We start from the raw sequence: 25584 nt of genomic DNA on the forward strand, positions 1-25584 counted from the left end.
TCTGGCCGTCACTACAGACCGCCACGGACCTGCGCGACTAGATCGCGCGTGGCGATCTCGCCTCTGGTGCGCAACTAACGTTGACGGTAGTGACCGTCTGCAGCTCGGGCGATCACACAGTCTGTGCGTCCTGGGCCGGTCGAACAGTTGCGACGAGTGAGTGGGTGTAGGCCGACGGTATCGGGTACACCTCATTTCGCCTTGCCTCGGATGTCCGGGCTCGCAGGTGCTGGACGCTTTCGCGCAGTTCGTCGCGTCGTCCAACTAGAGAGTCGCTCATGACACGCGCATCGTTGATGCGTTGATCTGCTCTGTGGACGGAGGAAGCATGACGAAGCGATCAGGTGGGCGGGTGTTCAAAAGGTGTGGTTGTGTCAATCCGGATGATGGTCGCCGGTGGGGGTTGCGTTGTCCGCGGCTGGGTGAGCGTGGTCACGGACGGTGGTATTTCGCGGTTGAACTGGCGGCCGGCCGGGACGGTGGTCGTCGGCGGGTGCAGCGCGGCGGGTTTGCGTCGCGAGCCGCGGCGGAACGTGCGCGGGGGTTCTGGCTGGGCGACGACGTGGATCCCGGGCGGGCCCTGGTGACGGTGGGCCAGTGGCTGGATGTGTGGCTGGCGACGAGGAGCGCCCTCCGGCCGTCGACACGGCAGCTGTATGAGCAACTGATCCGTGACTATCTGCAGCCACGGTTGGGTGGGCTCGCGCTGTCGGAGCTGACGATTGGGACGGTGCAGGCGGCGTTCACGGCCCTGTTGCGGGCGAACGCGATGCGGTCGCGGCCGTTGTCGCCGACCACGGTGCAGCGGATTCGTGAGGTGCTGCGGGCTGCGCTCAACGGCGCGATCCGGCGTGGATTGATCACGCACAATCCGGCGCGGTGGGTGGAGTTGCCCTCGGCGCGTCGGCCTCGGGCGGTGGTGTGGACCGAAGCCCGGGTCGAGCTGTGGCGGAGGACCGGGGAACGTCCTGCTGTCGCGGTGTGGACGGCCGAGCAGACCGCGAGGTTCCTCGCGCAGGTCTGCGATCATCAGCTATACCCGCTGTATCACGTGGCGGCCCTGCTGGGATTGCGACGCGGAGAGGCGGTCGGTCTGCGGTGGTGCGATGTCGACCTGGCGAACCGGACACTGGCGGTCGTGCGGCAGCTGGTTGAACGTGATGGCCGCGGTGTGCGCCTGCCGAAGACCGACGCCAGCTGCCGGACCGTCGCGTTGGACCGGGGAACGACCGCTCTGCTGCGCCGGCTCGCCCGGCAGGATCCGGCCGGCGATTGGGTGTTCTCTCATGATCAGGGCCGGTCGTGGAGCCCGAGCTACGTCTCCCGCACCTTCCGGGCTCTGGTGGACGAGGCCGGCCTGCCGCCGATCCGGTTCCACGACCTGAGGCATGGCGCGGCGACCCTGTCGCTGGCGGCCGGGAACGAGCTGCGGGTGGTGCAGGCCCTGCTCGGGCATTCCAGCATCGTGCTCACCGCCGACACCTACACCAGCGTCCTGCCCTGCCTGGCGCAGCAGGCGGCGGATGCGACGGCGGAGCTCGTCCGGCGCGCCGGGTACCAGCGCGGGGTCAAGATCCACAAGGTGGTGGTGCCCCAGCAGCGCAGCGGGTCACCACGGGCACGGGTGGTGACGCCAAGTCACTGAACCGGGGCGACACGTCGGCTGCACCCGGGCTGCACATACGAGCAAAGCCCATCAGCAGCGACCCCGATATTGCAGGGAAACCGTTGGTGGGCTTTGCTTTCCGACTGTGCGCCATCAGGGACTCGAACCCCGAACCCGCTGGTTAAGAGCCAGCTGCTCTGCCAATTGAGCTAATGGCGCCGGTGTCTGCCGGAGGCTTCCCTCGGCGACGTGGAAAAGATTAGCACCCCGTTCAGGCCCCGTTTCAGGGGGGTCCCTTCAACCGGGTTCGGGCGTTGCCGCCCCGGTGTCGCGGCTGGTCGGGCACACTGTAGTCGGACATCGACGGCGAAACAGGCGGGTGGGCATGCGGGGTGTGAAGGCGCGGCTGCTGGTGGCCGCGGGGGTGATCGGCCTCACCTTGGGTGGGTGCAGCAGTAGCCCTTCGAGTGAACCACCGGCGAAGGAGACGTCCTCGAGCGCGCCCAAGCCGGCGCCGAAGCCCGCCGTGCTGACGGTCGTGCCTGCGAAGGATGCGAAGGACGTCGCGCCCGGGGAGCCGGTGAGCGTCACCGTTGCCGACGGGAAGGTCGGCGACGTGAAGCTGACCGGGGCCGATGGGAAGGTCGTCGCCGGGAAGGTGCGGGCCGACGGCTCCGGGTGGGACTCCGCCGAGCCGCTCGGTTACAGCAAGTCCTACAAGCTGACCGCCTCCGCGACCGGTGGCGACGGCAAGCCGGTCACGACGGAGTCGAGCTTCAGCACCGCCAGGCCCGCGCGGCAGCTGGGGGTCTCGGTGAACCTCGTCGAGGGGGAGACCGTCGGGGTCGGGATGCCGCTGATCTTCACCTTCACCGGCAACGTCGCCGACAAGGCCGCGGCCGAGAAGGCGCTCAAGATCACCGCGGAGCCGGCCACCGAGGGCGCGTTCCGCTGGTCCGGCGACAAGCAGGTCACGTGGCGGCCGAAGGAGTACTGGAAGAGCGGCACCAAGATCAAGGTCGACGCCGCCGTCTACGGCAAGCCGCTCGGCAACGGCAGCTACGGCCGGGAAGACAAGAGCGTCAGCGGCGCGGTCGGGGACAAGCTCGTCGCCGTCGCCGACGGCGGGACGCACCAGATGACGGTCACGATCAACGACCAGGTCGTCAAGACCATGCCGACGTCCATGGGCAAGCCCGGGCACAACACGCCGGCCGGGACCTACACCGTCATGAGCGAGCACACCGGCTACACGATGAACTCCGCCACCTACGGCGTGCCGGAGGATTCGCCCGGCGGCTACAGCACCTTCGTCCAGTACGCGGTGCGCCTGTCCTACAGCGGCATCTTCTACCACTCCGCGCCGTGGTCGGTGCGGCAGCAGGGGCACAGCAACGTCAGCCACGGCTGCCTGAACCTGTCCACCGAGAACACGAAGTGGCTGATGGACACGTCCAAGAAGGGCGACGTCGTCACCGTGCAGAACAGCGGCGGCCCGAAGCTGGAGCCGACCGACGGCTGGAGCGTCTGGCAGCTGTCCTGGGACGAGTGGCGCACCGCCGGCAACTAGCCGTCCTTGGCCGAGGTGCGGAGCAGCTCCCGCGCCTCGGCCTCGCTCGCCACCGCGGGCCCCGAACCCCAGAGCGGCTTGTTCGCCGTCTCGCGGCTGAAGTACACCGCGACGGCGCCGATCGCGCCCGCCGCCATCAGGTACCACGCCGGCCAGTAGTCGTAGCCGGTCGCGGAGATCAGCGACTGCATCACCAGCGGCGTCGTGCCGCCGAAGAGCGACACCGAGATGTTGAACGCGATGGACAGCGCGCCGTACCGGATGGCGGTCGGGAACAACGCGGGCAGCGCCGAAGGCATCGACACTTCGAAGCAGAGCAGCAGCAGGCCGAGGCCCATCAGCCCGAGGAACGTGAGGACGAGGCCGCCGTCGTGCACCAGCAGCATGAGCGGCCACGACAGCACGAGGTAGCCGAGGCAGCCCGCCATCATCACGGGCTTGCGCCCGACGTGGTCGGTGATCCGGCCGCCGACCATGATGATGAGCATCATCACGACCATGACGACGATGATCAGCAGCAGCCCGTGGGTCGCGTCGAGGTGCAGCTGCTCGGACAGGTACGTCGGCATGTACGACAGCAGCATGTAGTCGGTGACGTTGAACACGAGCACCAGGCCGACGCAGATGAGCAGCGCGGGCCAGTAGTCGGTGAACATCTTCCAGAACGGCTCGCCGGAGCGGCCGCGCTTCTCGGCTTCCTCGGCGTGCTTCTGGAACGCCGGGGTCTCCTCGAGCTTGAGCCGCATGTAGAGGCCGATGATGCCGAGCGGGCCGGCGACGAGGAACGGGACCCGCCAGCCCCAGTCGAGCAGCGTCTCGTGGGGGACCCACGCCTTCATGCCGGTGACGACGGACGCGCCGAGCACGTACCCGGACAGCGTGCCGAACTCGAGCCAGGAGCCCATGAAGCCGCGGCGTTTGTCGGGGGAGTACTCGGCGATGAACGTGGTCGCGCCGCCGTATTCGCCGCCGGTGGAGAAGCCCTGCACCATGCGGGCGACGACGAGCAGGATCGGTGACCAGACGCCGATGCTGGCGTACGAGGGGATCAGGCCGATGCAGAGCGTGCCGATCGCCATCATGATCATGGTGACGGCGAGGACCTTCTGCCGTCCGATGCGGTCGCCGAGCGGTCCGAAGACGAGGCCGCCGAGGGGGCGCATGAGGAAGGCGGCGGTGAACGCGCCGAAGGTGCCGATCAGCCGGACGCCGGGCGACACCGTGGGCGGGAAGAACACCTCGGCGATGGTGTCGGCGATGTAGGCGTAGACGCCGAAGTCGAACCACTCCATGGCGTTGCCCAGCGCGGCGGCTCCCACCGCCCGCTTGAGCAGGGATCGGTCGACGACGGTGATGTCCTCGTACCGCAGTTTTTTCCGGGTGCGCAGCTTCGGCCGTGAACGTTCCACCAGAACACGGTGCACCGGGTTGCCGGGACGCGCATGCCGAGCCACCTGGTCGTGAGGGTTACCACGTTCGGGCTAACGCCGGGTGTGCCACCTGCCCCGCCTAGACTGCCGACGCGCATCAGAGGGGGATCCGATGGCAAAGGTCGTGTTACCCGTTTCACCGGTCGAGCGAAAACTACCCGCCCCCACCTGGTGGACGATCCTGGCCGGAGCGCTACTCCTCGTGGTCTTCGCGGGCTACACGGTCTGGGCCGGAGTCTGGACAACGGCCGGCGTCTACCTCGAAGACTTCCGCTCCTACGTGGCCACCGGCAAAGCGGTCCGGGCGGGAACACCCCTCTACGAGCAGGGCGTCTCCCACCTGCCGACGATCGGCGGCACGTTCAAGTACACCCCGTTCGCGGCAGGCCTCTTCGTCCCCCTGACTGCGATCCCCAAACTCCTGCTGCCGCTGTTCGCCCTCCTGGTCAACCTGTTCTCCCTGCTGGCAGTCATCTGGATCTGCTTAGGAAGCCTCGGCTACGCCCGGGACAACGGCCGCATCGCGGCAACAGCAGCCCTCACGGCACTGGCCCTCCCCCTGCAACCAGTCCTGATGAACTTCACGGCCGGCCAGGTGAACCTGATCCTGCTCCTCCTGGTCCTAGCCGACCTGACGGGCCGAAACCGCTGGTGGACAGGAGCAGGAGTGGGCCTGGCAGCAGCAATAAAGCTCACACCGGCGATCTTCGTCGTCTACTTGCTGCTCACACGCCGCTTCAAAGCCGCAGCGGTCTCGGTGGCAACGTTCGCCGCAACAGTCCTGGCCGGTTTCATAGCCCTCCCAAGGGACTCAGCGGCGTTCTGGGCTGCGAACATCGCAGACCCATCCCGCATCACAGGCGACAGCGACGCAACGGCCCCGGAAAACCAGTCGATCCGAGGCGCACTGGCCCGAATCCTCGACATCCCGGACGTCTCAGGCCCGATCTGGATCCCCATCGCAGCAGCGGTGGCCGCAGCAGCCTTCTGGATAGCCCTCCGAGCCCACCGCAACAACCAGGAACTCCTGGCCGTAAGCGTGATCGGCGCCCTGATGGTCCTGGTGACCCCCTGGACCTGGACCCACTACTGGGTCTGGTTCATCCCCTTCTTCGCAATGGCGGCAACCGCCGCCCACAACGCCCGCACCTGGTACCCAGCCGCAGCCCTCACCGCAACCTACCTACTCCTCTTTTCCTGGCAGGTAGGAACAGGCCGCAAAGACATCCCCCTGGTAGGCCTGGTAGTCCTCCCGGAGAACTACGCACCACCAGCCCAAGCAGCAGCCCACGCCCTCTACGTAGTCCTAGGCCTAGCCCTCCTGCTTCTAGCAGGAGTACGCCCCACCTGGCTAAGCCCGCCAACGCACAAAAGTTGACCGCTACGACGGGGGTCCGGGGGCAAGCCCCCGGCGGGGGCGTGGGGGTTCGACCCCCACAAAAAGGCGAAACCCCAGGCTGAGGAAAGGTTGCGAAGCAACCGACCAGCCTGGGGCCAATGGGGTGAGCGACGGGTTTCGAACCCGCGACCTCCTGGACCACAACCAGGTGCTCTACCAGCTGAGCTACGCCCACCATCAGCGAGGGAACCGCTTGCGATCACCTCGTTGGCTGTAATCGTAGCGGGTGCCCTCGCGGGGTTCGCAGGGGGTTACCTTTGGTGCTGTTCTTGCACTTCAGCGGCTGCGGCTTTGGCTTCGTCGCTGGTGGGGCCGGGCTGGGGGACGAAGGCGACGCGCCGGTAGTAGTCGAGTTCGCCGATGGATTCCTTGATGTCGGCGAGGGCGCGGTGGGCGAGGCCCTTCTCCGGCTTGGCGTAGTAGATGCGCGGGTACCAGCGGCGGACGAGCTCCTTGACCGAGGAGACGTCGACCATGCGGTAGTGCAGGTGGGCGTCGAGGTCGGGCATGTCGCGGGCGATGAAGCCGCGGTCGGTGGCGATGGAGTTGCCGGCGAGGGGTGCGGTGCCCGGTTCGGGGACGTGCTCGCGGATGTAGTCGAGGACGCGGCGTTCGGCTTCTTCGAGGGTGACGCTGGAGGCGCGGACCTCTTCGGTGAGGCCGGAGTGGGCGTGCATCTCGCGGACGACGTCGGGCATCCCGGCGAGTTTTTCCTCGTCGGCGTGGATGACGATGTCGACTCCGTCGCCGAGCACGTTGAGCTCCGCGTCGGTGACGAGGGCGGCGATTTCGATCAACGCTTCCTTGCCGAGGTCGAGCCCCGTCATTTCGCAGTCGATCCAGACTAGGCGGTCGGTCACCTGGTGACCCTAACCCGACACGGGGATGGGAGTGGCGTTACCTGCGCGTACGGCGCGTTACGCTCGCGGTGTGGTGCAGGACACACGATCGGGGAGCTGAGAGTGACGGAGCAGGGGTCGCCGGCGAGCGAGATCGCCGCTGGTTATGCGAGTGAGGGCGCCGCGCTGGAGCTGGGTGCGGTGGTGATCGACGGTGCGGCGGACACCGCGGCCGCGGTGCGCCTGCCGTTGGCGACGCTGAACCGGCACGGGCTGGTCGCGGGGGCGACCGGGACGGGCAAGACGAAGACGTTGCAGCTGATCTCGGAGCAGTTGTCGGCGGCGGGGGTGCCGGTGGTGCTCGCGGACGTGAAGGGTGACTTGTCGGGGCTGGCCGCGGCCGGGGAGCCGAACGACAAGGTCGCGAAGCGTGCGCAGGAGCTGGGGGACGACTGGGCGGGGACGGCGTTCCCGGTGCAGTTCCTCTCGCTGGGCACCGGCGGGAAGGGCTCGCCGATCCGGGCGACGATCACGAGTTTCGGGCCGGTGCTGCTGTCGAAGGTGCTGGGCCTGAACGAGACGCAGGAGTCGACGCTCGGGCTGATCTTCCACTGGGCGGACCAGCGCGGGCTGGCGTTGCTGGACACGAAGGACCTCCGGTCGGTGATCACGCACCTGACCAGTGACGAGGGCAAGGCGGACCTCAAGGGCATCGGCGGGGTGTCGGCGGCGACGGCCGGGGTGATCCTGCGCGCGCTGTCCAACCTCGAGGCCCAGGGCGGGGAGGACTTCTTCGGTGAGCCGGAGCTGGACGTCCACGACCTGATGCGGCAGAACGACGGCAAGGGTGTCGTCACGCTGCTGGAGCTGGACAACCTGCAGTCGAAGCCGGCGTTGTTCTCGACGTTCCTGATGTGGCTGCTGGCCGAGCTCTTCGAGGAGCTGCCGGAGGAAGGCGACCTCGACAAGCCGAAGCTCGTCTTCTTCTTCGACGAGGCACACCTGCTCTTCAACGACGCGTCGAAGGCGTTCCTCGAGCGCATCGAGCAGACCGTGAAGCTGATCCGGTCGAAGGGCGTCGGCGTGTTCTTCTGCACGCAGCTGCCCACGGACATCCCGAACAACGTGCTTTCGCAGCTGGGCGCCCGGATCCAGCACGCGCTGCGGGCGTTCACGCCGGACGACCAGGCGGCGCTGGCCAAGACGGTCAAGACCTACCCGAAGACGAAGTTCTACGAGCTCGACACGGCGTTGACGTCGCTGGGCATCGGCGAAGCGATCGTCACGGTGCTGTCCGAGCGGGGTGCGCCGACGCCGGTGGCGTGGACGCGGCTGCGGCCGCCGCGGTCGAAGATGGGCTCGATCGGCGCGGACGCCGTCGCCGCGGCCGTCGCGTCGTCCGACCTGCACGCGAAGTACGGCGAGACGATCGACCGGGAGTCGGCCTACGAGAAGCTGGCCGCGAAGGTCGCCGCGCCCGCGCCCGAGGCGGCGCCGGACGCTCCGCCGCCCCCGGACGCTCCGCCGCCCCCGGACGCTCCGCCGCCCCCGGCCGCTCCGGCGCCCGAGAAGGACGATCCGGGCTTCATCGAGTCGGCGATGAAGAACCCGGCGGTGAAGTCGTTCATGCGGTCCGCGGCGAGCGCGCTGGGCCGGGAGATCACGCGCGGGCTGTTCGGCAACCGGCGGCGGTGAGAAAACCTGACGCGACCTGTCAGGTATCGCTGCGAAGCTGGCGCCACCATCGAGACAGGGGAAAGCCATGACCAGCACCGCCACCGCGTCGTTCGTCCTCGACAAGTGGGAGCCGCAAGCGACCGACGAGGCAGGCGGCACCGAGTTCGCCCGGGTGGCGATCGCCAAGACGTTCACCGGTGCGATCGAAGGGACCAGCACCGTCGAGATGTTGACGGCGTCCAACGCCACCTCGCGCGCGTACGTCGCCTTCGAGCGACTTGCCGTCTCGGTCGACGGCCGCAAGGGCGGTTTCGTCCTCCACCACACCGCCGACGACAGCGGCCTGACGCTCAAGATCCTCGCCGGCTCGGGCTTCGGCGAGCTGGCCGGGATCTCCGGCACGGCGAACATCGAGCTGGACGCCGAGCAGAACCACACGCTGGTCCTCAGCTACGCACTCTGAGCCAGCACGAAGGCCGTTTCGAGAGCCCCCGATTGACTCTCGAAACGGCCTTCGCGGTTCCCCGCTCCCCGAAGCGGGTGGACGGACCGCCCCGACCACGGCCCGTCCGCGTCCTAGTTGTTCACGATCTGGTCGACGATCTTCTTGGCGTCGTTGATCGGGATGGCGAAGCCGATCCCGACGCTGCCCGCCGAGCCGTTGGCCGAGGCCGACGGGCTGTAGAGCGCCGAGTTGATGCCGATGACGTTGCCCTGGGCGTCGACCAGCGCGCCGCCGGAGTTGCCCTGGTTGATCGAGGCGTCGGTCTGGATCGCGGTGTAGCTGGGCGAGCTCTCGGCCTGGTTGGAGGTGCGGCTGAAGGGCGATTGCTGTTGCTGCTGGCCCTCGCCGATGTCCGACAGGTTCCGGTTCAGTGCGCTGACGATGCCGGTGGTGACGGTGTTCTGCAGCCCGCCCGGCGAGCCGATCGCGACCACCGACTGGCCGACGACCAGCTTGCTCGAGTCGCCCAAGGTCGCGGCCGTCAACCCGCTCGCGTTCTGGGCCTGGACCACCGCGATGTCCGCCTTGGTGTCCGCGCCGACCACGCTGGCCTGGTACTTCTTGCCGTCGGACGTCGTGATCACGACGTTCCGGGCGCCGTCGACGACGTGCGCGTTCGTCAGGATCCGGCCGTCCGCGGTGAGGATGACGCCGGAACCGATGGCCTCGCCCTGGTCGGTGGTCACGTTGATCTGGACGACGCTCGGCGTCACCTTCGCCGCGACACCGCTGACGTCGCCGGTCGTCGAGTTCGAGACCGGCTGCCCGCTCGCGGCCGGCGCGCTCACCGACGTCGTGGTGCCGTCCGCCGAGTTCGTGGTGAGCCCGACGATCGCGGCCCCGCCGACGCCGCCGACCAGCGCGGCGCCGAGGGCGGTCGCGCTGACGATCAGCGCCACGCGGCCTCCCCTGCGCGGCTTGGTCTTCAGCGCCGTGGGTGCCTGGCCCGGCTGCTGGAGCGGCGGCTGCGGGGTGAACAGAGGGTTCGGCGCGGCCTGGTGCTGGTAGCCGTACTGCTGCTGCGCGTACGGCCCGTACTGCGGGGTGCTCTGGTGCGGCTGGTGCCCACCGGGTGAGGCGGGGCCGGGCCGACTCTCGTTCTCGGTCATGGCCCTAGGTTCGCGCCCGTGCTTGTGAACAGCCTGTGGAAATACCTCAGGCTTTGCTGAGAAGAATCAGCTGAGAAAACTCAGGCGGTTCTCAGTCGAAGAACGACGGCACGTCCAGTGCTCCTCCCGCCGCTTCGAACTCGTCGTGCACCGCCTTCCGCAGTTCGGCGTCGCCCAGGTAGTCCGCCGCGGTCAGGGCCAGGCCCAGAGCGCCGTCGCGGACGCCCGCGTCGCCCGTCTCCGAACCGGCCGCGGCCGCGAACTCCTTGGTGTGCAAGGCGACCGTCGGGCCCGAGACCGCGAGCATCGGGTGCAGCGCGGGCATGCGGAACGACAGGTTGCCGAGGTCGGTGGATCCCGTGAGCGACTCCGGCACGATGCCCGGTGGCAGCGGCTTGCGGCCGGTGCCCAGCTGGTTGGCCGTCCAGCGGCCGGCGAGCGCGGTGTTGAACCGGATCGGGAGGTAGGCGGCCTGCGCGTCCCACGTGAGCTCGACACCGCAGCCGGTCATCGCCGCCGCGCCCTCCGCGATCGACTTCATGCGCGCGGCGAGGTCGCGCAGGGTCTCGGGGTTCTGGGAGCGCAGGTAGAACAGCAGCGCGGCCCGCGCCGGGATGACGTTCGGCCGGGCGCCGCCGTCGGTGAAGACGCCGTGGACGCGGTCGCTCTGCGGGAGTTGCTGCCGCAGCGCGGAAACGCCCTGGTAGGCGGCGACCGCGGCGTCGAGCGCGTTGCGGCCCATGAAGGGTTGCGCGGACGCGTGCGCGCCGATGCCGTGGAAGACCATCTCCAGCTGACGGCGGCCGAGGAACGGGTGCAGCGCGATGTCGTGGCTGAACGGGTGCAGCATGATCACCGCGTCGACGTCGTCGAACACGCCCGCGCGGGCCAGGATTTCCTTGCCGCCCCCGCCTTCCTCGGCGGGCGTGCCGATCAGGCTGACCCGGCCGCCGAGCCGCTCGGCGACGGTGGCGGCGCCGAGGAACCCGCCCGCGGCGGTCGTGCAGATGACGTTGTGGCCGCAGGCGTGGCCGAGCCCGGGCAGCGCGTCGTACTCGGCGAGGACGGCGATGTGCGGGCCGTCCCGCTCGGGCGTGCTGACGCGCAGTGCGGTTTCGAGCCCGCCGACGCCGATGGTGGCGTCGTGGCCGTGGCGCTTCAGGAGGTCGGCCAGCGCCTGCACCGAACGGCGCTCGGCGAACCCCTCCTCCGGGTGCGCGTGCAGATCTTGGCTCAACGCCACCAGATCGGGTGAACCGTGCTCGACCGCGGCCGTCACTTCGGCCCGCGTCGCCTCGTCCGCGCCGGTGTGCGGCGAGGACAGCGGTTCGGCGGCCGCGACGGCGTCGGCGGTCGCCTCGACCAGGGAACGCAGGTAGCTGTCGTCGGGCGGGACGGGTTCGGCGTGGGTCATGGGGCGATGCTAACCGCCGGGTCCGACAATCCGCGGCGCTCAGCCCAGCCGGCCCGCCACGATCTGCGTGACGCCCGCGTACCGTTCGGTGATCCCGGAGAAGCCGCGGGCGCGCAGGCTTGCCGCGATTTCGCCGCGGTCGAACATCTTCTGCCCGCTCACGATCCCGCCGGCCGAGTCGATCAGACGCGCGGGCTGCCAGCCGCGGCGGGCGCTGGTCAGCAGGACGATCCGGCCGCCGGGCTTCAGCACGCGCGCGAAGGAGTCCAGTGCGGCTTCCGGTTCGGCGAACATGTGGAGGGCGGCGAAGCAGCAGACGCCGTCCACAGTGGACCCTTTCAGTGGGACCCGCACCGCGTCGGCGCGCAAGTAGGCCACGGTGCCGGGGTTGTCCTCGGCGACGGCTTTGGTGAGCATCGTGCGGGCGCCGTCGAGCCCGATCGCGAGCCCGCCCGGGGCGACGGCCGCGCCGAACGCGCGCGTGAAGCGGCCGGTGCCGCAGGCGACGTCGAGCGCCGTCTGCCCGGGTTCGAGGGCGAGGAGCTTCGTGGCGAGGCGGACCTCGCCGGCCATGCTCGGCCCGAACGGGCCTTTGAGCGCGCGGCCGAGGGTGGGGCGCCAGTACCGCTCGTAGACCTGCGGGAGCAGGGTCGTGCGCATCAGCCGCTGGGTGAGGCCGGTCGGGGGACCGGCCTGGTCCGCGGTGCCCAGCAGGTCGAGGTAGCCGCCGGTGGTCTGCGCCGGCGTCTCGAGCAGGGCGTTCAGCCGCTCGAGGGCGGTGGTTCGGCTGGCCGGCATGGCCCCTCCTGTCGTTCGAATACCGGGAGTATGTCAAATCTCGGGCACTCGATCGAGTGAACAATGCGCGGGCTCAGGCGTTCGAGCCCGGAATTGTCGGTGGTCCTTCCTAGCGTCGCAGGCGAGGTTCCCGATCCGAGGAGGACAGATGACGACTTCGATGCTGGACAGCGAGATCACGGTGCAGGGCGAGTTCGACCTCGCCGCGGCGGCCCGTTTCTTGACCGGGTTCGCCCCGGCCGGGCAGCCGGCGGCGGAGGCGGGTGCGCTGCGTGTGGCATTCCCGCTCGAGGGGGTGTGGGCGCCGGTGGGAGCGGTGCTGCGCCAGAGATCGCCCGGCGAGGTGGCGGTGGAGGTCCACGGCCCGCCCGAGCACGCGGCGGCGGTCCTGGCCCAGGTGCGGCGGATGTGCTCGCTGGACGTCGACGGCACGGCGTTCGCGGAAGCCGGCGCCCGCGACCCCGTGGTGTCCCTGCTGCGAGAGTTGCACCCGGGCCTGCGCCCGGTGTTGTTCGCCTCGCCGTACGAGGCGGCGTGCTGGGCGGTGCTCAGCCACCGCGTCTGGATGACCCAGGCGGTCCGGCTGCGCCGCCGCCTGGAGGAACGCCACGGCACGGAGGTCGACGTCGGCGGCTGCCGGCTGGCGTCGTTCCCGCCCCCGGCGGTCCTGGCGAAGCTGGAGTTCATGCCGGGCCTGTCGGGCCAGAAGGTGCAGCGCCTGCGCGGCATCGCCGAGGCGGCGGCCGCCGGAGCGCTGGACGCGGCGACGTTGCGCGCGATGCCCCCGGACGAAGCCCTGGACCAGCTGCGGCTGCTCCCCGGAATCGGCCGCTTCAGCGCGGAGCTGATCCTGATCCGCGGCGCGGGCCACCCGGACATCTTCCCCCGCGACGAGGGCCGCCTCCACGAGATCATGCGCGCCGCCTACCACCTGCCGGAGGCGGGCGTGCCGGAGCTGGCCGACATCGCGGAGGCGTGGGCCCCGTTCCGGAGCTGGGTGTCGTTCTTGTTCCGCGTCGAGGGCGAGGCCCGGTTGAGGGAGTCCCGATGACGTGATCCGCCGGGAGCGGGCCCGGATGGTTCTCGTGCGGGCCCGGGCGGTGTGCGGTTCCGGCGGTGGCTCACCGCGCCTTGCCGGAGCGCAGCCGGTGCCGGTGCGTGCCAGTCGCGGCGGCTGGCGCGCTGCGGGGCGTTTCCGGCCAAGCGGTTCCCCCGGCGTGCTGTTCCCGCGCCGCGGCTGCCGCGGCCCGCGGTTCATCCCCAGGCCCGGGCGGTTCTCGGACGGGCCCAGGGCGGCGTGCGGTTCCGGCGGTGGCGCCCGAGCCCGTTCCCGAGCGCAGCCAGTGCCGGTGTGCCGGTGGCGGCTGGCGCACCAGCCCGCGCGCTGCGGGGCGTTTCCGGCCGAGCGGTTCCCCCGGCGTGCTGTCCCCGCGCCGCGGCTGCCGCGGCCCGCGGTTCGTCCCCAAGCCCGGGCGGTGTGCGGTTCCGGCGGTGGCGTCCGCGCCCGTTCCCGAGCGCAGCGGTGCCGGCACGAGCCGGTGCCGGCGCGCCTGCCCGCGCACCGCGGGGCCGTTTCCGGCCGAGCGGTTCCCCCGGCGTGCTGTCCCCGCGCCGCGGCTGCCGCGGCCCGCAGTTTGTCCGCAGGTGCGAGCCCACCCTCACACGAAAGGAGCCTCAGCCTCACCGATCTTGAGCGCCCGTGCTCGCTCGCCGGAGTTGTGCGGGTGTATCCGCGTGGCCAGGCACTGCCGGTGGACGACGAGGGTGTGACTGCCCGGGCCGTTGTTGCTGCGTGAGTCGAGGACGAGCGCGTCACCGCCGGGGCTCAGCGTGGTCCGTTCGCCGCAGAAGTCGCACGGCCAGGTCAACGCCTCGAGGTCGGCGGCGCGGATGCTGAGGCGCACCGACACCGGCGGGTGCCACCGGCTGATCCGCTGGACCACCGCCTCGACCCGCGAACCGACGGGCGGGAAGAGGGCGAGCAGTTCCTCGTGGCTGCTCGTGCGCGAAGCGAACAGCTCGATCATGTCGATCGAGGCCGACAGGCCGTCGTCCTCGTGTCCAGCGATCTCGACGAGCACGCCCCACGGGTGGTGGCTGACGACCCTGGCCTCGACCCGCTGACCGGGCATCAGGGCGAAGCTCTTCGTCTCGAACCGGTCCATCGCTCGACGCCACCCATCATCGACGGAAAGGAGACCACCACGAACCCACTACCGGAGCCCGCGAAACCGCCATCGGCGGGGACTCACCGTAGCCAGATGTCGCCTGTGGTGAGGTGTCCGGGTGAGTTCGCCAGTTCCTCTCGCGCTCGGCAGCCCGGCCGGTGACGCCCTGTCAGCCCTCCGGACGGCCGCCGCCGACACCTCGTCGGCCGGCTCGCTGCTCGAGCAGGCCCAGACGCCCGCGGTGATCACCCTGGTGGCCGGCGGTGTGGCGTTGCTGGTCGTCCTCGTCGGCGGCTCGCCGTGGCGGCGGGCGCGCAACGTCGTGACGATCGTGCACGAGGCCGGGCACGCCCTGGCCGCGGTGCTGGTCGGGCGGCGGCTGCAGGGCATCAAGCTGCACTCGGACACCTCGGGCGTCACCGTCTCGCGCGGCAAGCCCGAGGGGCCGGGCATGGCGTTCACCGCGATGGCCGGGTACCTGGCGCCGTCGGTGCTGGGGCTGCTGTTCGCCAGCCTGCTGGGCAACGACCTGGTCGGCACGGTCCTCGTGCTGATCGCGCTGCTGCTGCTCGGGGTCCTGGTGATGGTGCGCAACGCCTACGGGGTGTTCACCGTCGTCGCCAGTGCCGCGGTGCTCGCGCTGGTCGCGTTCGTCGCGCCGGTCGAGGTGCAGGCGCCGTTCAGCTACCTGGTGACCTGGTTCCTGCTGTTCGGCGGCGTGCGGCCGGTGATCGAGCTGCAGACGAAACGCCGTCGCGGCCAGGCGCGGGACTCCGACGCCGACCAGCTGGGCCGGCTCACCGCGGTGCCGCCGGTGCTGTGGGTGCTGGTCTTCGCCGTGGCGACGGTCAGCTGCCTGATCGCCGGCGGGCTTTGGCTCCTGGAGCCCCTGGCCACCTGAGCGAGCCCATGCGGCAAACTGGTCTCTCGCTGGTCCGCGCGGAGGGAGACGAACGATGGACGAGGTCGCCAAGGCCGTGGAGGAGTGCGCACGGGCGGCGAAGCTGGCCGCGCCGTCGCTCGCCGCCGCTTCCGCCGAGGCCGTCGACGCCGCGCTGACCGGGATGGCCGAGCGGCTGCTCGCGCACCGCGAGGAAATCCTCGAGGCGAACCGGGCCGACGTCGAACGCGCGAAGGCCGAGGGGATGAGCGCCGGTCTGCTCGACCGGCTCACCATCACCCCCGAGCGCCTCACCGGCATGGCGGAGCAGCTGCGGCTGCTCGCCGGCGCGCCGCACCAGGAGCGCTCGGTCGAGGTGTCCACGCTGGACGGCGGGCTGCGGCTGGTCGAACGGCGGCGGCCGGTCGGCGTCATCGGCGCGAACTACGAGGCGCGGCCGAACGTGACCGTCGACGTGGCGTCGCAGCTGGTGAAGTCGCGCAACGGCGGCGTGCTGCGCACCGGCTCGGCCGCGCTCGGCTCGGCGCAGCGGCTGCGCGAGGTCGTCATCGCGCCCGCGCTGACCGAGGCGGGGATCGACGCCGACTGCGTGCAGCTGGTGCCGCGGGTGGAGCGGGAGGCGGCGTCCGCGCTGGTCCGGCTGCCGAACCTGGTGCCGCTGGTGATCCTGCGCGGCAGCGGCGACAGCACCCGCGCCCTGGCCACCGAGGCGGCGATCCACGGTGTGGGCACGCTGGCCCACGCGGACGGCGGCGGCGTGCTGTACGTCGACCGCGGCGCGGACGTCACCAAGGCGCGTGACCTGGTCTACAACAGCCTCGACCGGCTCGGGGTGTGCAACCGGCTGAACCTGCTGCTGATCCACGAGGACATCCACGACGAGGTGTGGCCGGCGATCTCGGACGCGCTGGCCGAGCGGGGCGTCACGCCGTCGCTGGCCCCGCACGAGCACGCCATCGGCTACGAGTGGGCGCTGGACTCCGACCGGGAGGCGACCGTCACGGTGGCCAAGGTCGGCGCGCTCGCCGACGCCGTCGGGATCGCCAACGAGCAGACCTCGGGCCTCGCGGCGGGCATCGCCACCGAGGACGAGTCGGCCGCCGACGCGTTCTTCGACGGCTACACCGGCACGGGCGTCTTCTGGAACGCGCCGACCCGGCTCCTCGACGGGTTCAAGCTGCTCGCGGTCCCGGAAACCGGCATCAACCTGGACAAGGTGCCCGGTCCCCGCGGCCCGGTGACGTACACGGACCTCTACGTCCGCCAGTACGCCGTCCTGCCGGCCTGACGGTGCTTCTGCCGATCGACCCGCCGGACGTCCGGCGCGCGGACCTGATCCGCGTGGCGGGTGACCGTGAATGGGAACAGTGGACCAGCGTTCCCGGTCCCGTCCTCGAGTCGGTGACGGGTGCGGACGCGGAGGCGCTCGTCAGGCTCGTCTCCGAGCTCCCGGACGCCGGGATGATGCGGTGCTACCACCCGGTGTACGCGCTCAGGGTGCACGGTGCGGAAGGCGTCCTCTTCGAGATCGCCTTCTGCTTCCGCTGCCACAACGCGCTCGGCTTCGCGGGCGGCGCTCAGACCACGCTCGAAGGGTTCGACCCGGATTCACCGGCGGGGCAGGAGCTGCGCCGCCGGTTCCGGGCCGCGGACCCTAACGCGGCGGGACGTGAGCCAGCTTCCTGAGCTCGTCGACCGTCTCGGTCACGTTGGTCAGGAGTTCCGTCCGAGCTTCCTGGTCGGCGGCGTGGCGGTAGATGGCGGTCGGGCCGTCACTGATCGCGATCGCGGCGACCAGGCGGCCTTCGGGGTCGCGGGTGAGCCCGGTGGTCACCGACACCTCCCGGCCGACCGTGTCGACCGTGGTGAGCGTCCGTTCCTTGTACCAGCCTCGCGTGGTCATACTTCGCAGCTCCGGGGGATGGGCTCGACGGGGGATACGTCGTAGGACGCCCGGATCCCCGAAGGCGTTACGGCATACTGGTCCGGGTGATCTCCCGGCCGCACGTTCTGCTGTCCGCCGCGCAGTCGCTCGACGGCTACCTCGACGACACTTCGCCCGAGCGGCTCGTGCTGTCCACTGAGGACGATTTCGCCGTCGTGGACCGGTTGCGGGCCGAGGCGGACGCGATCTTCGTCGGCGCCGGAACCGTGCGGGCCGACAACCCGCGGCTGCTCGTCCGGTCGCCCGAACTGCGGCGGCAGCGGGTCGAGCAGGGGAAGCCCGAGCAGCCCCTCAAAGTCACCGTGACCACGCGCGGGCTGGACCCGGAGGCGCAGTTCTTCACCGTGGGGGACACCGAAAAGATCGTCTACGCACCACCGGGGGCGGCCGGCGAGCTGAAGCGCGTCGCCACCGTCGTGGACGCCGGAAACCCGCCCGACTTCGGCCGCGTCCTCGACGACCTCGGGCAGCGCGGCATCGGGAAGCTGCTGGTCGAAGGGGGCGGCGGCATCCACACCCGCTTCCTCACCGAAGGCCTGGCCGACGAGCTGCGGCTCGCGATCGCGCCGTTCTTCGTGGGGCAGCCGGGTGCGCCGCGGTTCGTCGGGCCCGGGCTCTACCCGCGGCCGCTCACCCTGGCCGGCGTGCGGGAACTGCAGGGGATGGCGATCCTCGAGTACCGCGCCGCGGCCGAGCCGAGCGGACCGGACGTCCGGCGGCTCAAGGAAGCGATCGCGCTCGCCGCCGAGTGCCCGCCCAGCCACACCTTCCGCGTCGGCGCCGTGATCACCGACGCCGGTGGCGAGGTCGTCGCCACCGGGCACTCCGGCGAGGGCGGCCCGGCGAACCACGCCGAAGAAGCCGCCCTCGCCAAGTGCGCCGGCGACCCGCGCCTGGCCGGGGCGACCATGTACAGCTCACTGGAGCCGTGCAGCCACCGGAGCTCGCACCCGCGCAGCTGCACGCAGCTGATCCTCGACGCCGGGATCCCGCGCGTCGTGTTCGCGTGGCGCGAGCCGCCGGTGTTCGTCGACGCCCGGGGCACCGAACTGCTGCGGCAGGCCGGGCGGCACGTCGTCGAGGTGCCCGCGCTGACCCCGGAGGTCCAGCGCGAGAACACCCACCTCGACTTCTGACGCGCGGCGATCAGCAGGCGCCGTTGTCCTGCCAGACACCCCATTCGCCGGTGGTGCCGGGCTCCTCGCCCTGCGTCCACCACTTGGCGGTCCACTTGTGGCTGTTGTGCGAAACGACGTTGTCCTTGACGTAGACCTTCGTCCGGTCCCACTCGGCCGCGGTGCACGAGCCGCCGCCCGGGGTGGTCGGGGTCGTGGTGGTCGGCGGGGTCGGCGTCGTCTGCGGCGGCGTCGCACCCGCGAACCGGACGCTGAACTTCGTGAAGTCCCAGTCGTTCTGCGGGACGTTGCTGCAGACGCCGTTGTCGGTCGTGCCGACGCAGGCGCGGTCGCGGTTGACCGACCAGAACGTGAAGCGGCCGAGGCCGTGGCTGGTCGCGTAGTCGTACACCGTCTGGAAGTCCGCGGTGTAGAACATCTCGGACGCGTCCGATTTGCCGTTCATGCCCGAGAAACCCTCGTGCGAGTAGGCGGTCGCGCTGTCCCAGCCCATGTGCGACATCAGCAGGCCGTGCAGGGCCTCCAGCGCCGACATCTGCGACGAGCCGCCGTTGAAGCCGCCGTCGAACGGCATGATCGAGAAGTTGTTGGGCGTGAACCCGATCGACTTCGCCTGGTCGAGCAGCTGGGTGCCGAACCAGCCGGTGCCGGCCGCGGTGCCCGGCATGGTCACCGACACGAAGAGGCCGGGGTTGTTGGCCTGCAACGTCTTCGCCGCGCCGAGCTCGTTCGCGATGGCCGCGGTGTTTTCGTACTCGGGCTCTTCGAGGTCGAAGTCGATGGCCTTGAGCGAGTACTTCGTGACGACCTGCTGGTAGGCGGCCGCGGTCGCGGCGACCGTGCCGCAGGTCTGGCCGAGCTTCGTGCCGCCGTACCCGCCGACGGAGACGGAGATGTCCCCGCCCGCCCCGCGGATCTTCGAGATCGCCGCGGCGACGGTGGTGTCGCTGGAAATCGGGTCGGTGCCGTCCCAGGTGGGACTGCAGCCGCCGCCGTTGGGCGCCAGGATGAACGCGAGCTGGAACGCCTTGAGCCCGGTCGCGTTCATCACGGTGACGGGATCGGGCGGGTTGTTGCTCTGGGGCATCAGGTACGGCGCCGCGGCGTACCAGTTGTTGCTCAACGCCGCGGTGGCCGCCGGAGCGCCGAGCACAAGGCTGACGGCGGTGGCGGCGAAAGTGGCGGCGGCGAGCCCGACGGCGGCCAGTCTGCTCTTGCGCATGAGCTGTCCTCCCGGTGGGGATCGAGGGTGGACAGATCATTGGACTAGACCATTGACGAAGTCAAGCCGACGGCGGAGTTCTGGGCGAAACCTGTCGGATAGTCGGTTTTCCGGGAGCGGATCCGGTCCGCCCAGCCGCCGTCGGTTTCTCCTCGCGTCCGTCCGGCGAAGCCTGCGCGGCGAGCACGAGCGGATCGAAGTCCCGGATGGCCTTCCGGACCGCGGATTCGTGCACCGGGGCAGGCTCGTTCAGCGCCGCGATGGCGTTCGCGTGTTCGCCGGCGGCCTTGCGGACCCCCTGCAGGGCCGAGCCGTCGTCCACCCAGTAGTGCGGCAGCGACCGGGCGACCTGGGCCAGCCGGAGCAGGGACAGCCCGACTTTCGCCTTCGAGTGAAGCGCTTTGAGCACCGGGGCCTGGAGCCCGTCGAACGCCGCCACGGCTCGGAGTGCCCGGTCGAGGTCGCCATCGCGAGCGGTGTCGAGGGCCTGCTGCAACGCCCAGAGCGTGTCGATCTGGTCGTCGCCGGGGTCGAGGCTGCGCATCGACGCGCTGATCGCGCCGGTGAGATCGTCGAACACCAGTGCGGCGGTGATCGTGTCGATGCTCAACGGCGTCAGCGGGGTGCGTCGCTGCAGCTCGACGGCCGCTCTCGCGCTGCGCAACAGATCCCTGGCCAGCCCGCCGGACCAGGCGTGGCAAAGCATCGCGACGATCGGCGGGAACCCGGTGGCCCGCGCCCGGATGACGTCGAGCGACTCGTCCAGCGTCAGCCGCCGGGTGTGAATCACCGTGTCGAACGCCGAGTCGAACGCGTCCCGCCCGGCGAGCCCCCGGCGTTCGAAGGAGTCGAGGGCATCCGTGGACACGGTGACCACGAAGTGGACTTTCTGGATGTGAAAGAGATCCTTCAGCTCGTTGACGATCTCGACCAGGTCGGCCGACTCGCCGATCTTGTCGAGCTCGTCGATGCAGACGATCATGCGCTCGCTCTCACTGAAGGCCGCGAAGGTCTGCAGCAGGTCCCGCAGCGCGCCGACGAGCTCGGCCCGGCCGAGGGAACGGCTCTTCAGCTTGACGCCGTTTTCCCTGCTCGACTCCCAGAACGACTGGAACTTCAGCACGATCTTGCCGGTGGTCGCCCGTTCGGTTTCCCAGCGCAGGTCGCGGAGCAGTTCCACGGCTCGTTTCACGTGGGGTTTCCGCGTGGCGGTGTCGAGCCGCTTGACGACCTTGAGGATCTGGCCCGCGAAGAGGACCACGAGGAAGGCGCTGAGGCCGAACGCGAAGCCGCGGAAAACGTCCAGGCTGAGGACAAGAGCGACCAAGGACACGGAAAAGGCGACGGCCACCAGTCGTCGGAAGGTCAGGCGGTCCGCGAACCGGTACAGCCAGTCGGTCAGCCGGTCCGGCTGCCGGCTGATGATGGCTCCGGCGATCTCGGCCAGCAGCAGCCGGATGAAGTCCCCGGCGTCGTAGCGCACCGGCGACGGCACGACGACCACCGGCCCGGCCATCACCGGATCGCTCTGCAGCGCCCGCATGACCGTCGACTTCCCCGAGCCGCGGGTGCCGGCGAGGCCGATCGCCGACGACTCGTGCTCGAGGATGAACTCCTTCACGTAGGCCGCGGTCGCCGACCGGCGGACCTGGGTGACGTCCAGTTCGACGAGCCTCGGCGCGTGGGTGGGGAACGCGATGATGCCCTGGGGACCGAGCTCGTCGTTGATCGACGTGGCGACAGCCTCCTGCACGGCCGCGGCCAGTGAACGGGCGAAGGTGCTGGCTGCTGTCGCGGCCGGTCGCTTGAGCGCGGCCACGGCTGTCCGTCGTCGCAGCAACCACCCCGACCAGGTGACCACGCAGAGGGTGAGGACGAGGTAGCCACCCGCTTCCACGATGCCGAACTTGCGGCCGATCCAGCTGTGCTCGGTGTCGAGGGAAAGGAGCTTGAGCAGCTCCGGCTTCGGCACCTGGGTGATGAGCGCGACGGACCCGGCAGCCAGGAGCGTCAGCAGCCCGAGCAGGAGCAGCCGGGCGACCGAGCGCCGGGTGCGCGTGGTGAGGGCCTCGTCGGCCCGCCGGCGCGCCTCCTCGTAAGCGGTCCGGTCGATCGAAGTCGCGACGGCGATCGATCCGGCGTGCTCGGCGAGGAGGCGCTCGACGATGACGGCCTGGTGGGCCTGGTAGTGCTTGAACTCCTGCCGCTCGAACACCTCGTTCGCGATGTCCTCGATCGTGGCGGGGGACTCGACCTCGAGCATGTCGGAGTAGTCGCTCGAACCGGTTCGGCGTTACGGCTCACTCCGCTTCGAGGTCACCTTCCAGCGACAGGTACACCTCGCGCATCTTCTCCAGGAGCGCGGGATCCGGCTCTTCCCACAGCCCGCGGTCCGCCGCTTCGTTCAGCCGCTCCACGATGCCGCGCAGCGCCCAGGGGTTCGCCTGGCGCAGGAACTCCTGGTTCACCTCGTCCAGCACGTAGGACTCGGTCAGCTTCTCGTACATCCAGTCGCCGACGACGCCCGCCGTCGCGTCGAAGCCGAACAGGTAGTCCACCGTGGCCGCCAGCTCGAACGCGCCCTTGTAGCCGTGCCGGCGCATCGCCGCCAGCCAGCGCGGGTTCACCACGCGTGCGCGGAACACCCGGGCCGTCTCCTCGCCCAGCGTCCGCGTGCGGACCGCGTCCGGGGACGTGCTGTCGCCGACGTAGGACGCCGGGGCCGAGCCGGTCAGCGCGCGGACCGTCGCGATCATCCCGCCGTGGTACTGGAAGTAGTCGTCCGAGTCGGCGATGTCGTGCTCGCGCGTGTCGGTGTTCTTCGCCGCCACGACGATCCGCTTGTACGAGTTCTCCATGTCCTCGCGCGCCGGGCGGCCGTCGAGGTCGCGGCCGTAGGCGAAGCCGCCCCACACCGCGTACACCTCGGCGAGGTCCTTGTCGTCGCGCCAGTTCCCGGAGTCCATCAGCGGCAGCAGGCCCGCGCCATACGCGCCCGGCTTCGAACCGAAGATCCGCGTGGTGGCCCGCCGGGAATCGCCGTGGGCGGCCAGGTCCGCGGAAACGTGGTCCCGCACGAAGTTCAGGTCCGCCGGTTCGTCCAAAGCGGACACCAGCCGGACCGCGTCGTCCAGCATCGTGATCACGTGCGGGAAGGCGTCGCGGAAGAAGCCGCTGATCCGGATGGTGACGTCGATCCGGGGCCGGCCCAGCTCGGCCAGCGGGATCGCCTCGATCCCGGTCACCCGCCGCGAAGCCTCGTCCCACACCGGCTGGACACCCAGCAGCGCCAGGACTTCCGCGGCGTCGTCGCCGGACGTCCGCATGGCCGACGTGCCCCACACCGAAAGCCCGACCGAACGCGGCCAGTCGCCGGTGTCCTCGCGGTAGCGCTTCAGCAGCGAGTCCGCCAGCGCCTGCCCGGTTTCCCAGGCGAGCCGGCTCGGGATCGCCTTCGGGTCGACGGTGTAGAAGTTCCGCCCGGTCGGCAGCACGTTGACCAGCCCGCGCAACGGCGACCCGCTGGGCCCGGCCGGGATGTAACCGCCGTCGAGGGCGTGCAGCACCGAGTCGAGTTCCGCGGTCGTGCCCGCCAGCCGCGGGACGATCTCCTCCGCCGCGAACGAAAGCACCCGCGCGACCTGGGCGTCCGGGGCCACCGACGCGACGGCGGTGGCGTCCCAGCCACGCATTTCCATCGTCTGCACGAGTTCCCGCGCCGTTTTCTCGACCGCGTCCACTTCGGACATCGGCGCGTCTTCCTTCAAGCCCAGCGCCGAACGCAGGCCCGGCACCGCGCCCTGCTTGCCGCCCCACATCTGGGACGCGCGCAGCATCGACAGCACCAGGTTGACCCGCGCTTCCCCGACCGGTGCCGCGCCGAGGACGTGCAGCCCGTCGCGGATCTGCGCGTCCTTGACCTCGCACAGCCAGCCGTCGATGTGCAGCAGGAAGTCGTCGAACTCCGCGTCGTGCGGGCGTGCCTCGACGCCGAGGTCGTGGTCGAGCTTCGCGGCCTGGATGAGCGTCCAGATCTGGGCGCGGATCGCGGGCAGCTTCGCCGGGTCCATCGCCGCGATGTTCGCGTGCTCGTCGAGCAGCTGCTCCAGCCGCGCCATGTCGCCGTAGGACTCCGCGCGCGCCATCGGCGGGATCAGGTGGTCGACGATCGTCGCGTGCGCCCGCCGCTTCGCCTGCGCGCCTTCGCCCGGGTCGTTGATCAGGAACGGGTACACCAGCGGCAGGTTCCCGAGCACGGCGTCCGGCGCGCACGACGCCGAAAGCCCCGCCGTCTTGCCCGGCAGCCACTCCAGCGACCCGTGCTTGCCGAGGTGGACGACGGCGTGCGCGCCGAACTCCTCCTCCAGCCAGCGGTACGCGGCCAGGTAGTGGTGGCTCGGGGGGAGGTCCGGGTTGTGGTAGATCGCGACGGGGTTCTCGCCGAACCCGCGCGGCGGCTGGATCATGATGATGACGTTGCCGCTCTGCAGCGACGCCAGCACGATGTCGCCGTTGTCGACGTACAGCTCACCCGGCGCCGGGCCCCAGTGTTCTTCCACCTCCGAACGCAGCTCCGCGGGCAGCGCGTCGAACCACTCCTGGTAGCGCGCGGCGGGGACGCGGATCGGGTTGCCGGACAGCTGTTCCTCGGTCAGCCACTCCGGGTCCTGCCCGCCGGCCGCGATCAGCGCGTGGATCAGCGCGTCGCCGTCCGGCTGGTCGGTCCCGGTCGGGTCGACGCCGGGGAAGGCGTCCGGTCCCAGGTCGTAGCCCTGCTCGCGCATCCGCCGCAGCAGCTCGATCGTCGACGCCGGGGTGTCCAGCCCGACCGCGTTGCCGACGCGGGAGTGCTTCGTCGGGTACGCGGACAGCATCAGCGCGATGCGCCGCTCCGCCGGGGGCGTGTGCCGCAGCCGGGCGTGCGCCAGCGCGATGCGGGCGACGCGGGACGCGCGTTCGGCGTCCGGGACGTACCGGGGCAGGCCGTCTTCGTCGAGTTCCTTGAACGAGAACGGCACCGTGATCAGCCGCCCGTCGAACTCCGGCACGGCCATCTGGTTGCCGGCGTCGAGCGGGGAGAGCCCGTCGTCGCTCGCCGCCCACGTCTCGCGGTCGCTGGTCAGGCACAGCGCCTGCAGGATCGGGACGTCGAGCGCGGCCATCTCGGCGACGTCCCAGGCCTCGTCGTCCCCGCCGGCCCCGACCTCGGACGGCTTCGTTCCGCCCGCCGCCAGCACCGTGACCAGCAGGGCGTCCACCTTCCCCAGCTCGGCCATCATCTCCGGCTCGCGCGTCCGCAGCGAAGCGCAGTAGATCGGCAACGCGCGCCCGCCGGCGGCCTCGATCTCGTCGGCGAGCGTGTGGACGAACTGCGTGTTCCCGGACAGGTGGTGCGCGCGGTAGTACAGGATCCCGATCACCGGGCCCTCGGCGCGCGAGGGCCGCTCGAGAACGCCCCAGCCCGGCTGCCGGGCGGGCGGCTCGAAGCCGTCGCCGGTGAGCAGGAGCGTGTCGGAGAGGAACCGGTGCAGCTGGGTGAGGTTCGCCGGGCCGCCCTGCGCGAGGTACGCGTGGGCCTCGGCGGCGATGCCCGCCGGGACGGTCGAGAGCTTCATCAGCTCGGCGTCCGGCGTCTGCTCCCCGCCCAGCACGACGACGTGCGCGCCCGACGCCCGCAGCGTGTCCAGGCCCTCCTGCCAGCTGCGCGGGGTGCCGAGGATCCGCGCGACGACGATCTTCACGCCGTCGAGCAGCGCCGGCAGCTCGGCGACGTCGAGCCGGGCGGGGTTGCCGAGCCGGTACTCGCCGTCGGCCGAACGGGCGCTGAGCAGGTCGGTGTCCGAAGTGGACAGCAGCAGGATCACG

Annotated in this window: 20 protein-coding genes and 2 tRNA genes; 10 read left to right on the forward strand and 12 right to left on the reverse strand. The window is 70.5% G+C overall.

Annotation, left to right across the window (positions count from 1 at the left end; genetic code table 11):
* Window positions 1-328 precede the first annotated feature (328 nt).
* Window positions 329-1645, forward strand: a complete 1317-nt coding sequence (locus tag AB0B33_RS20540; RefSeq protein WP_360773978.1) for a tyrosine-type recombinase/integrase — start codon at window positions 329-331, stop codon at window positions 1643-1645.
* 107 nt (window positions 1646-1752) lie between these two features.
* Here the strand turns inward: AB0B33_RS20540 and AB0B33_RS20545 are convergent.
* A tRNA-Lys gene (locus AB0B33_RS20545) sits at window positions 1753-1825 on the reverse strand.
* Window positions 1826-1991: 166 nt separating this feature from the next.
* On the opposite strand from AB0B33_RS20545, the gene AB0B33_RS20550 reads away from it, so the two are divergent.
* Window positions 1992-3176, forward strand: a complete 1185-nt coding sequence (locus tag AB0B33_RS20550; RefSeq protein ID WP_360773981.1) for an Ig-like domain-containing protein — start codon at window positions 1992-1994, stop codon at window positions 3174-3176.
* Here the strand turns inward: AB0B33_RS20550 and proP are convergent.
* Window positions 3173-4585, reverse strand: coding sequence for a glycine betaine/L-proline transporter ProP (proP, locus tag AB0B33_RS20555; RefSeq protein ID WP_360773984.1), 1413 nt, complete (start codon window positions 4583-4585; stop codon window positions 3173-3175). The two genes, AB0B33_RS20550 and proP, sit on opposite strands and share 4 nt — an antisense overlap.
* A 133-nt stretch (window positions 4586-4718) precedes the next feature.
* Here proP and AB0B33_RS20560 point away from each other — a divergent pair, with 133 nt between their 5' ends.
* Window positions 4719-5984 (forward strand): glycosyltransferase 87 family protein, encoded by a 1266-nt coding sequence (locus AB0B33_RS20560; protein ID WP_360773987.1) that lies wholly within the window; start codon window positions 4719-4721, stop codon window positions 5982-5984.
* 120 nt (window positions 5985-6104) lie between these two features.
* Here AB0B33_RS20560 and AB0B33_RS20565 read toward each other — a convergent pair.
* Window positions 6105-6180 (reverse strand) — tRNA-His (locus AB0B33_RS20565).
* A gap of 76 nt (window positions 6181-6256) precedes the next feature.
* Window positions 6257-6865, reverse strand: a complete 609-nt coding sequence (gene orn / locus AB0B33_RS20570) for an oligoribonuclease (protein ID WP_247019850.1) — start codon at window positions 6863-6865, stop codon at window positions 6257-6259.
* Between the two features lie 102 nt (window positions 6866-6967).
* On the opposite strand from orn, the gene AB0B33_RS20575 reads away from it, so the two are divergent.
* Window positions 6968-8539 (forward strand): helicase HerA-like domain-containing protein, encoded by a 1572-nt coding sequence (locus AB0B33_RS20575; protein WP_360773991.1) that lies wholly within the window; start codon window positions 6968-6970, stop codon window positions 8537-8539.
* Between the two features lie 67 nt (window positions 8540-8606).
* Window positions 8607-8984: a DUF3224 domain-containing protein gene (locus AB0B33_RS20580; RefSeq protein ID WP_360773994.1), complete on the forward strand. Its 378-nt coding sequence runs from the start codon at window positions 8607-8609 to the stop codon at window positions 8982-8984.
* A gap of 113 nt (window positions 8985-9097) precedes the next feature.
* On the opposite strand, the gene AB0B33_RS20585 is transcribed toward AB0B33_RS20580, so the two are convergent.
* The 3 genes from AB0B33_RS20585 to AB0B33_RS20595 form a co-directional block, all read right to left on the reverse strand.
* A complete protein-coding gene (locus AB0B33_RS20585; protein WP_360773997.1) occupies window positions 9098-10135 on the reverse strand; it encodes a trypsin-like peptidase domain-containing protein in 1038 nt (345 codons plus the stop codon).
* A gap of 91 nt (window positions 10136-10226) precedes the next feature.
* Window positions 10227-11549 carry a M20 family metallopeptidase gene (locus AB0B33_RS20590; RefSeq protein ID WP_360774000.1) on the reverse strand — a complete coding sequence of 441 codons (1323 nt, stop codon included), beginning with the start codon at window positions 11547-11549 and terminating at the stop codon, window positions 10227-10229.
* A 39-nt stretch (window positions 11550-11588) separates the two neighbouring features.
* Window positions 11589-12347: a methyltransferase domain-containing protein gene (locus AB0B33_RS20595; protein ID WP_360774003.1), complete on the reverse strand. Its 759-nt coding sequence runs from the start codon at window positions 12345-12347 to the stop codon at window positions 11589-11591.
* A 148-nt stretch (window positions 12348-12495) separates the two neighbouring features.
* Between AB0B33_RS20595 and AB0B33_RS20600 the strand changes: the two genes are divergently transcribed.
* Complete coding sequence (locus AB0B33_RS20600; protein WP_360774006.1) at window positions 12496-13398, forward strand: DNA-3-methyladenine glycosylase 2 family protein; 903 nt, start codon at window positions 12496-12498, stop codon at window positions 13396-13398.
* Between the two features lie 607 nt (window positions 13399-14005).
* Here AB0B33_RS20600 and AB0B33_RS20605 read toward each other — a convergent pair.
* Window positions 14006-14512: a hypothetical protein gene (locus tag AB0B33_RS20605; protein ID WP_360774009.1), complete on the reverse strand. Its 507-nt coding sequence runs from the start codon at window positions 14510-14512 to the stop codon at window positions 14006-14008.
* 121 nt (window positions 14513-14633) lie between these two features.
* Between AB0B33_RS20605 and AB0B33_RS20610 the strand changes: the two genes are divergently transcribed.
* Genes AB0B33_RS20610 through AB0B33_RS20620 form a run of 3 tightly spaced genes read left to right on the forward strand, consistent with a single transcriptional unit; the run spans window position 14634 to window position 17102 of the window.
* Complete coding sequence (locus AB0B33_RS20610) at window positions 14634-15416, forward strand: M50 family metallopeptidase (RefSeq protein WP_360774012.1); 783 nt, start codon at window positions 14634-14636, stop codon at window positions 15414-15416.
* Window positions 15417-15471: 55 nt separating this feature from the next.
* Window positions 15472-16704, forward strand: a complete 1233-nt coding sequence (locus AB0B33_RS20615) for an aldehyde dehydrogenase family protein (RefSeq protein WP_360774016.1) — start codon at window positions 15472-15474, stop codon at window positions 16702-16704.
* A 2-nt stretch (window positions 16705-16706) separates the two neighbouring features.
* Window positions 16707-17102 carry a hypothetical protein gene (locus tag AB0B33_RS20620; RefSeq protein WP_360774019.1) on the forward strand — a complete coding sequence of 132 codons (396 nt, stop codon included), beginning with the start codon at window positions 16707-16709 and terminating at the stop codon, window positions 17100-17102.
* Here the strand turns inward: AB0B33_RS20620 and AB0B33_RS20625 are convergent.
* Window positions 17071-17319 carry a hypothetical protein gene (locus AB0B33_RS20625; protein ID WP_247019873.1) on the reverse strand — a complete coding sequence of 83 codons (249 nt, stop codon included), beginning with the start codon at window positions 17317-17319 and terminating at the stop codon, window positions 17071-17073. The two genes, AB0B33_RS20620 and AB0B33_RS20625, sit on opposite strands and share 32 nt — an antisense overlap.
* A gap of 86 nt (window positions 17320-17405) precedes the next feature.
* On the opposite strand from AB0B33_RS20625, the gene AB0B33_RS20630 reads away from it, so the two are divergent.
* Window positions 17406-18497 carry a dihydrofolate reductase family protein gene (locus tag AB0B33_RS20630; RefSeq protein WP_360774022.1) on the forward strand — a complete coding sequence of 364 codons (1092 nt, stop codon included), beginning with the start codon at window positions 17406-17408 and terminating at the stop codon, window positions 18495-18497.
* Between the two features lie 10 nt (window positions 18498-18507).
* On the opposite strand, the gene AB0B33_RS20635 is transcribed toward AB0B33_RS20630, so the two are convergent.
* From AB0B33_RS20635 to cobN, 3 genes are all read right to left on the reverse strand, one after another.
* Window positions 18508-19719 carry a chitinase gene (locus AB0B33_RS20635; RefSeq protein WP_360774025.1) on the reverse strand — a complete coding sequence of 404 codons (1212 nt, stop codon included), beginning with the start codon at window positions 19717-19719 and terminating at the stop codon, window positions 18508-18510.
* Between the two features lie 61 nt (window positions 19720-19780).
* A complete protein-coding gene (locus AB0B33_RS20640) occupies window positions 19781-21982 on the reverse strand; it encodes a P-loop NTPase fold protein (protein WP_360774028.1) in 2202 nt (733 codons plus the stop codon).
* Window positions 21983-22019: 37 nt separating this feature from the next.
* Window positions 22020-25583, reverse strand: a complete 3564-nt coding sequence (gene cobN / locus AB0B33_RS20645) for a cobaltochelatase subunit CobN (protein ID WP_360774031.1) — start codon at window positions 25581-25583, stop codon at window positions 22020-22022.
* Window position 25584: the final 1 nt, after the last annotated feature.

The organism is Amycolatopsis sp. NPDC049159 (assembly GCF_040648295.1).
In the GTDB taxonomy this organism is placed as follows: domain Bacteria; phylum Actinomycetota; class Actinomycetes; order Mycobacteriales; family Pseudonocardiaceae; genus Amycolatopsis; species Amycolatopsis pretoriensis_A.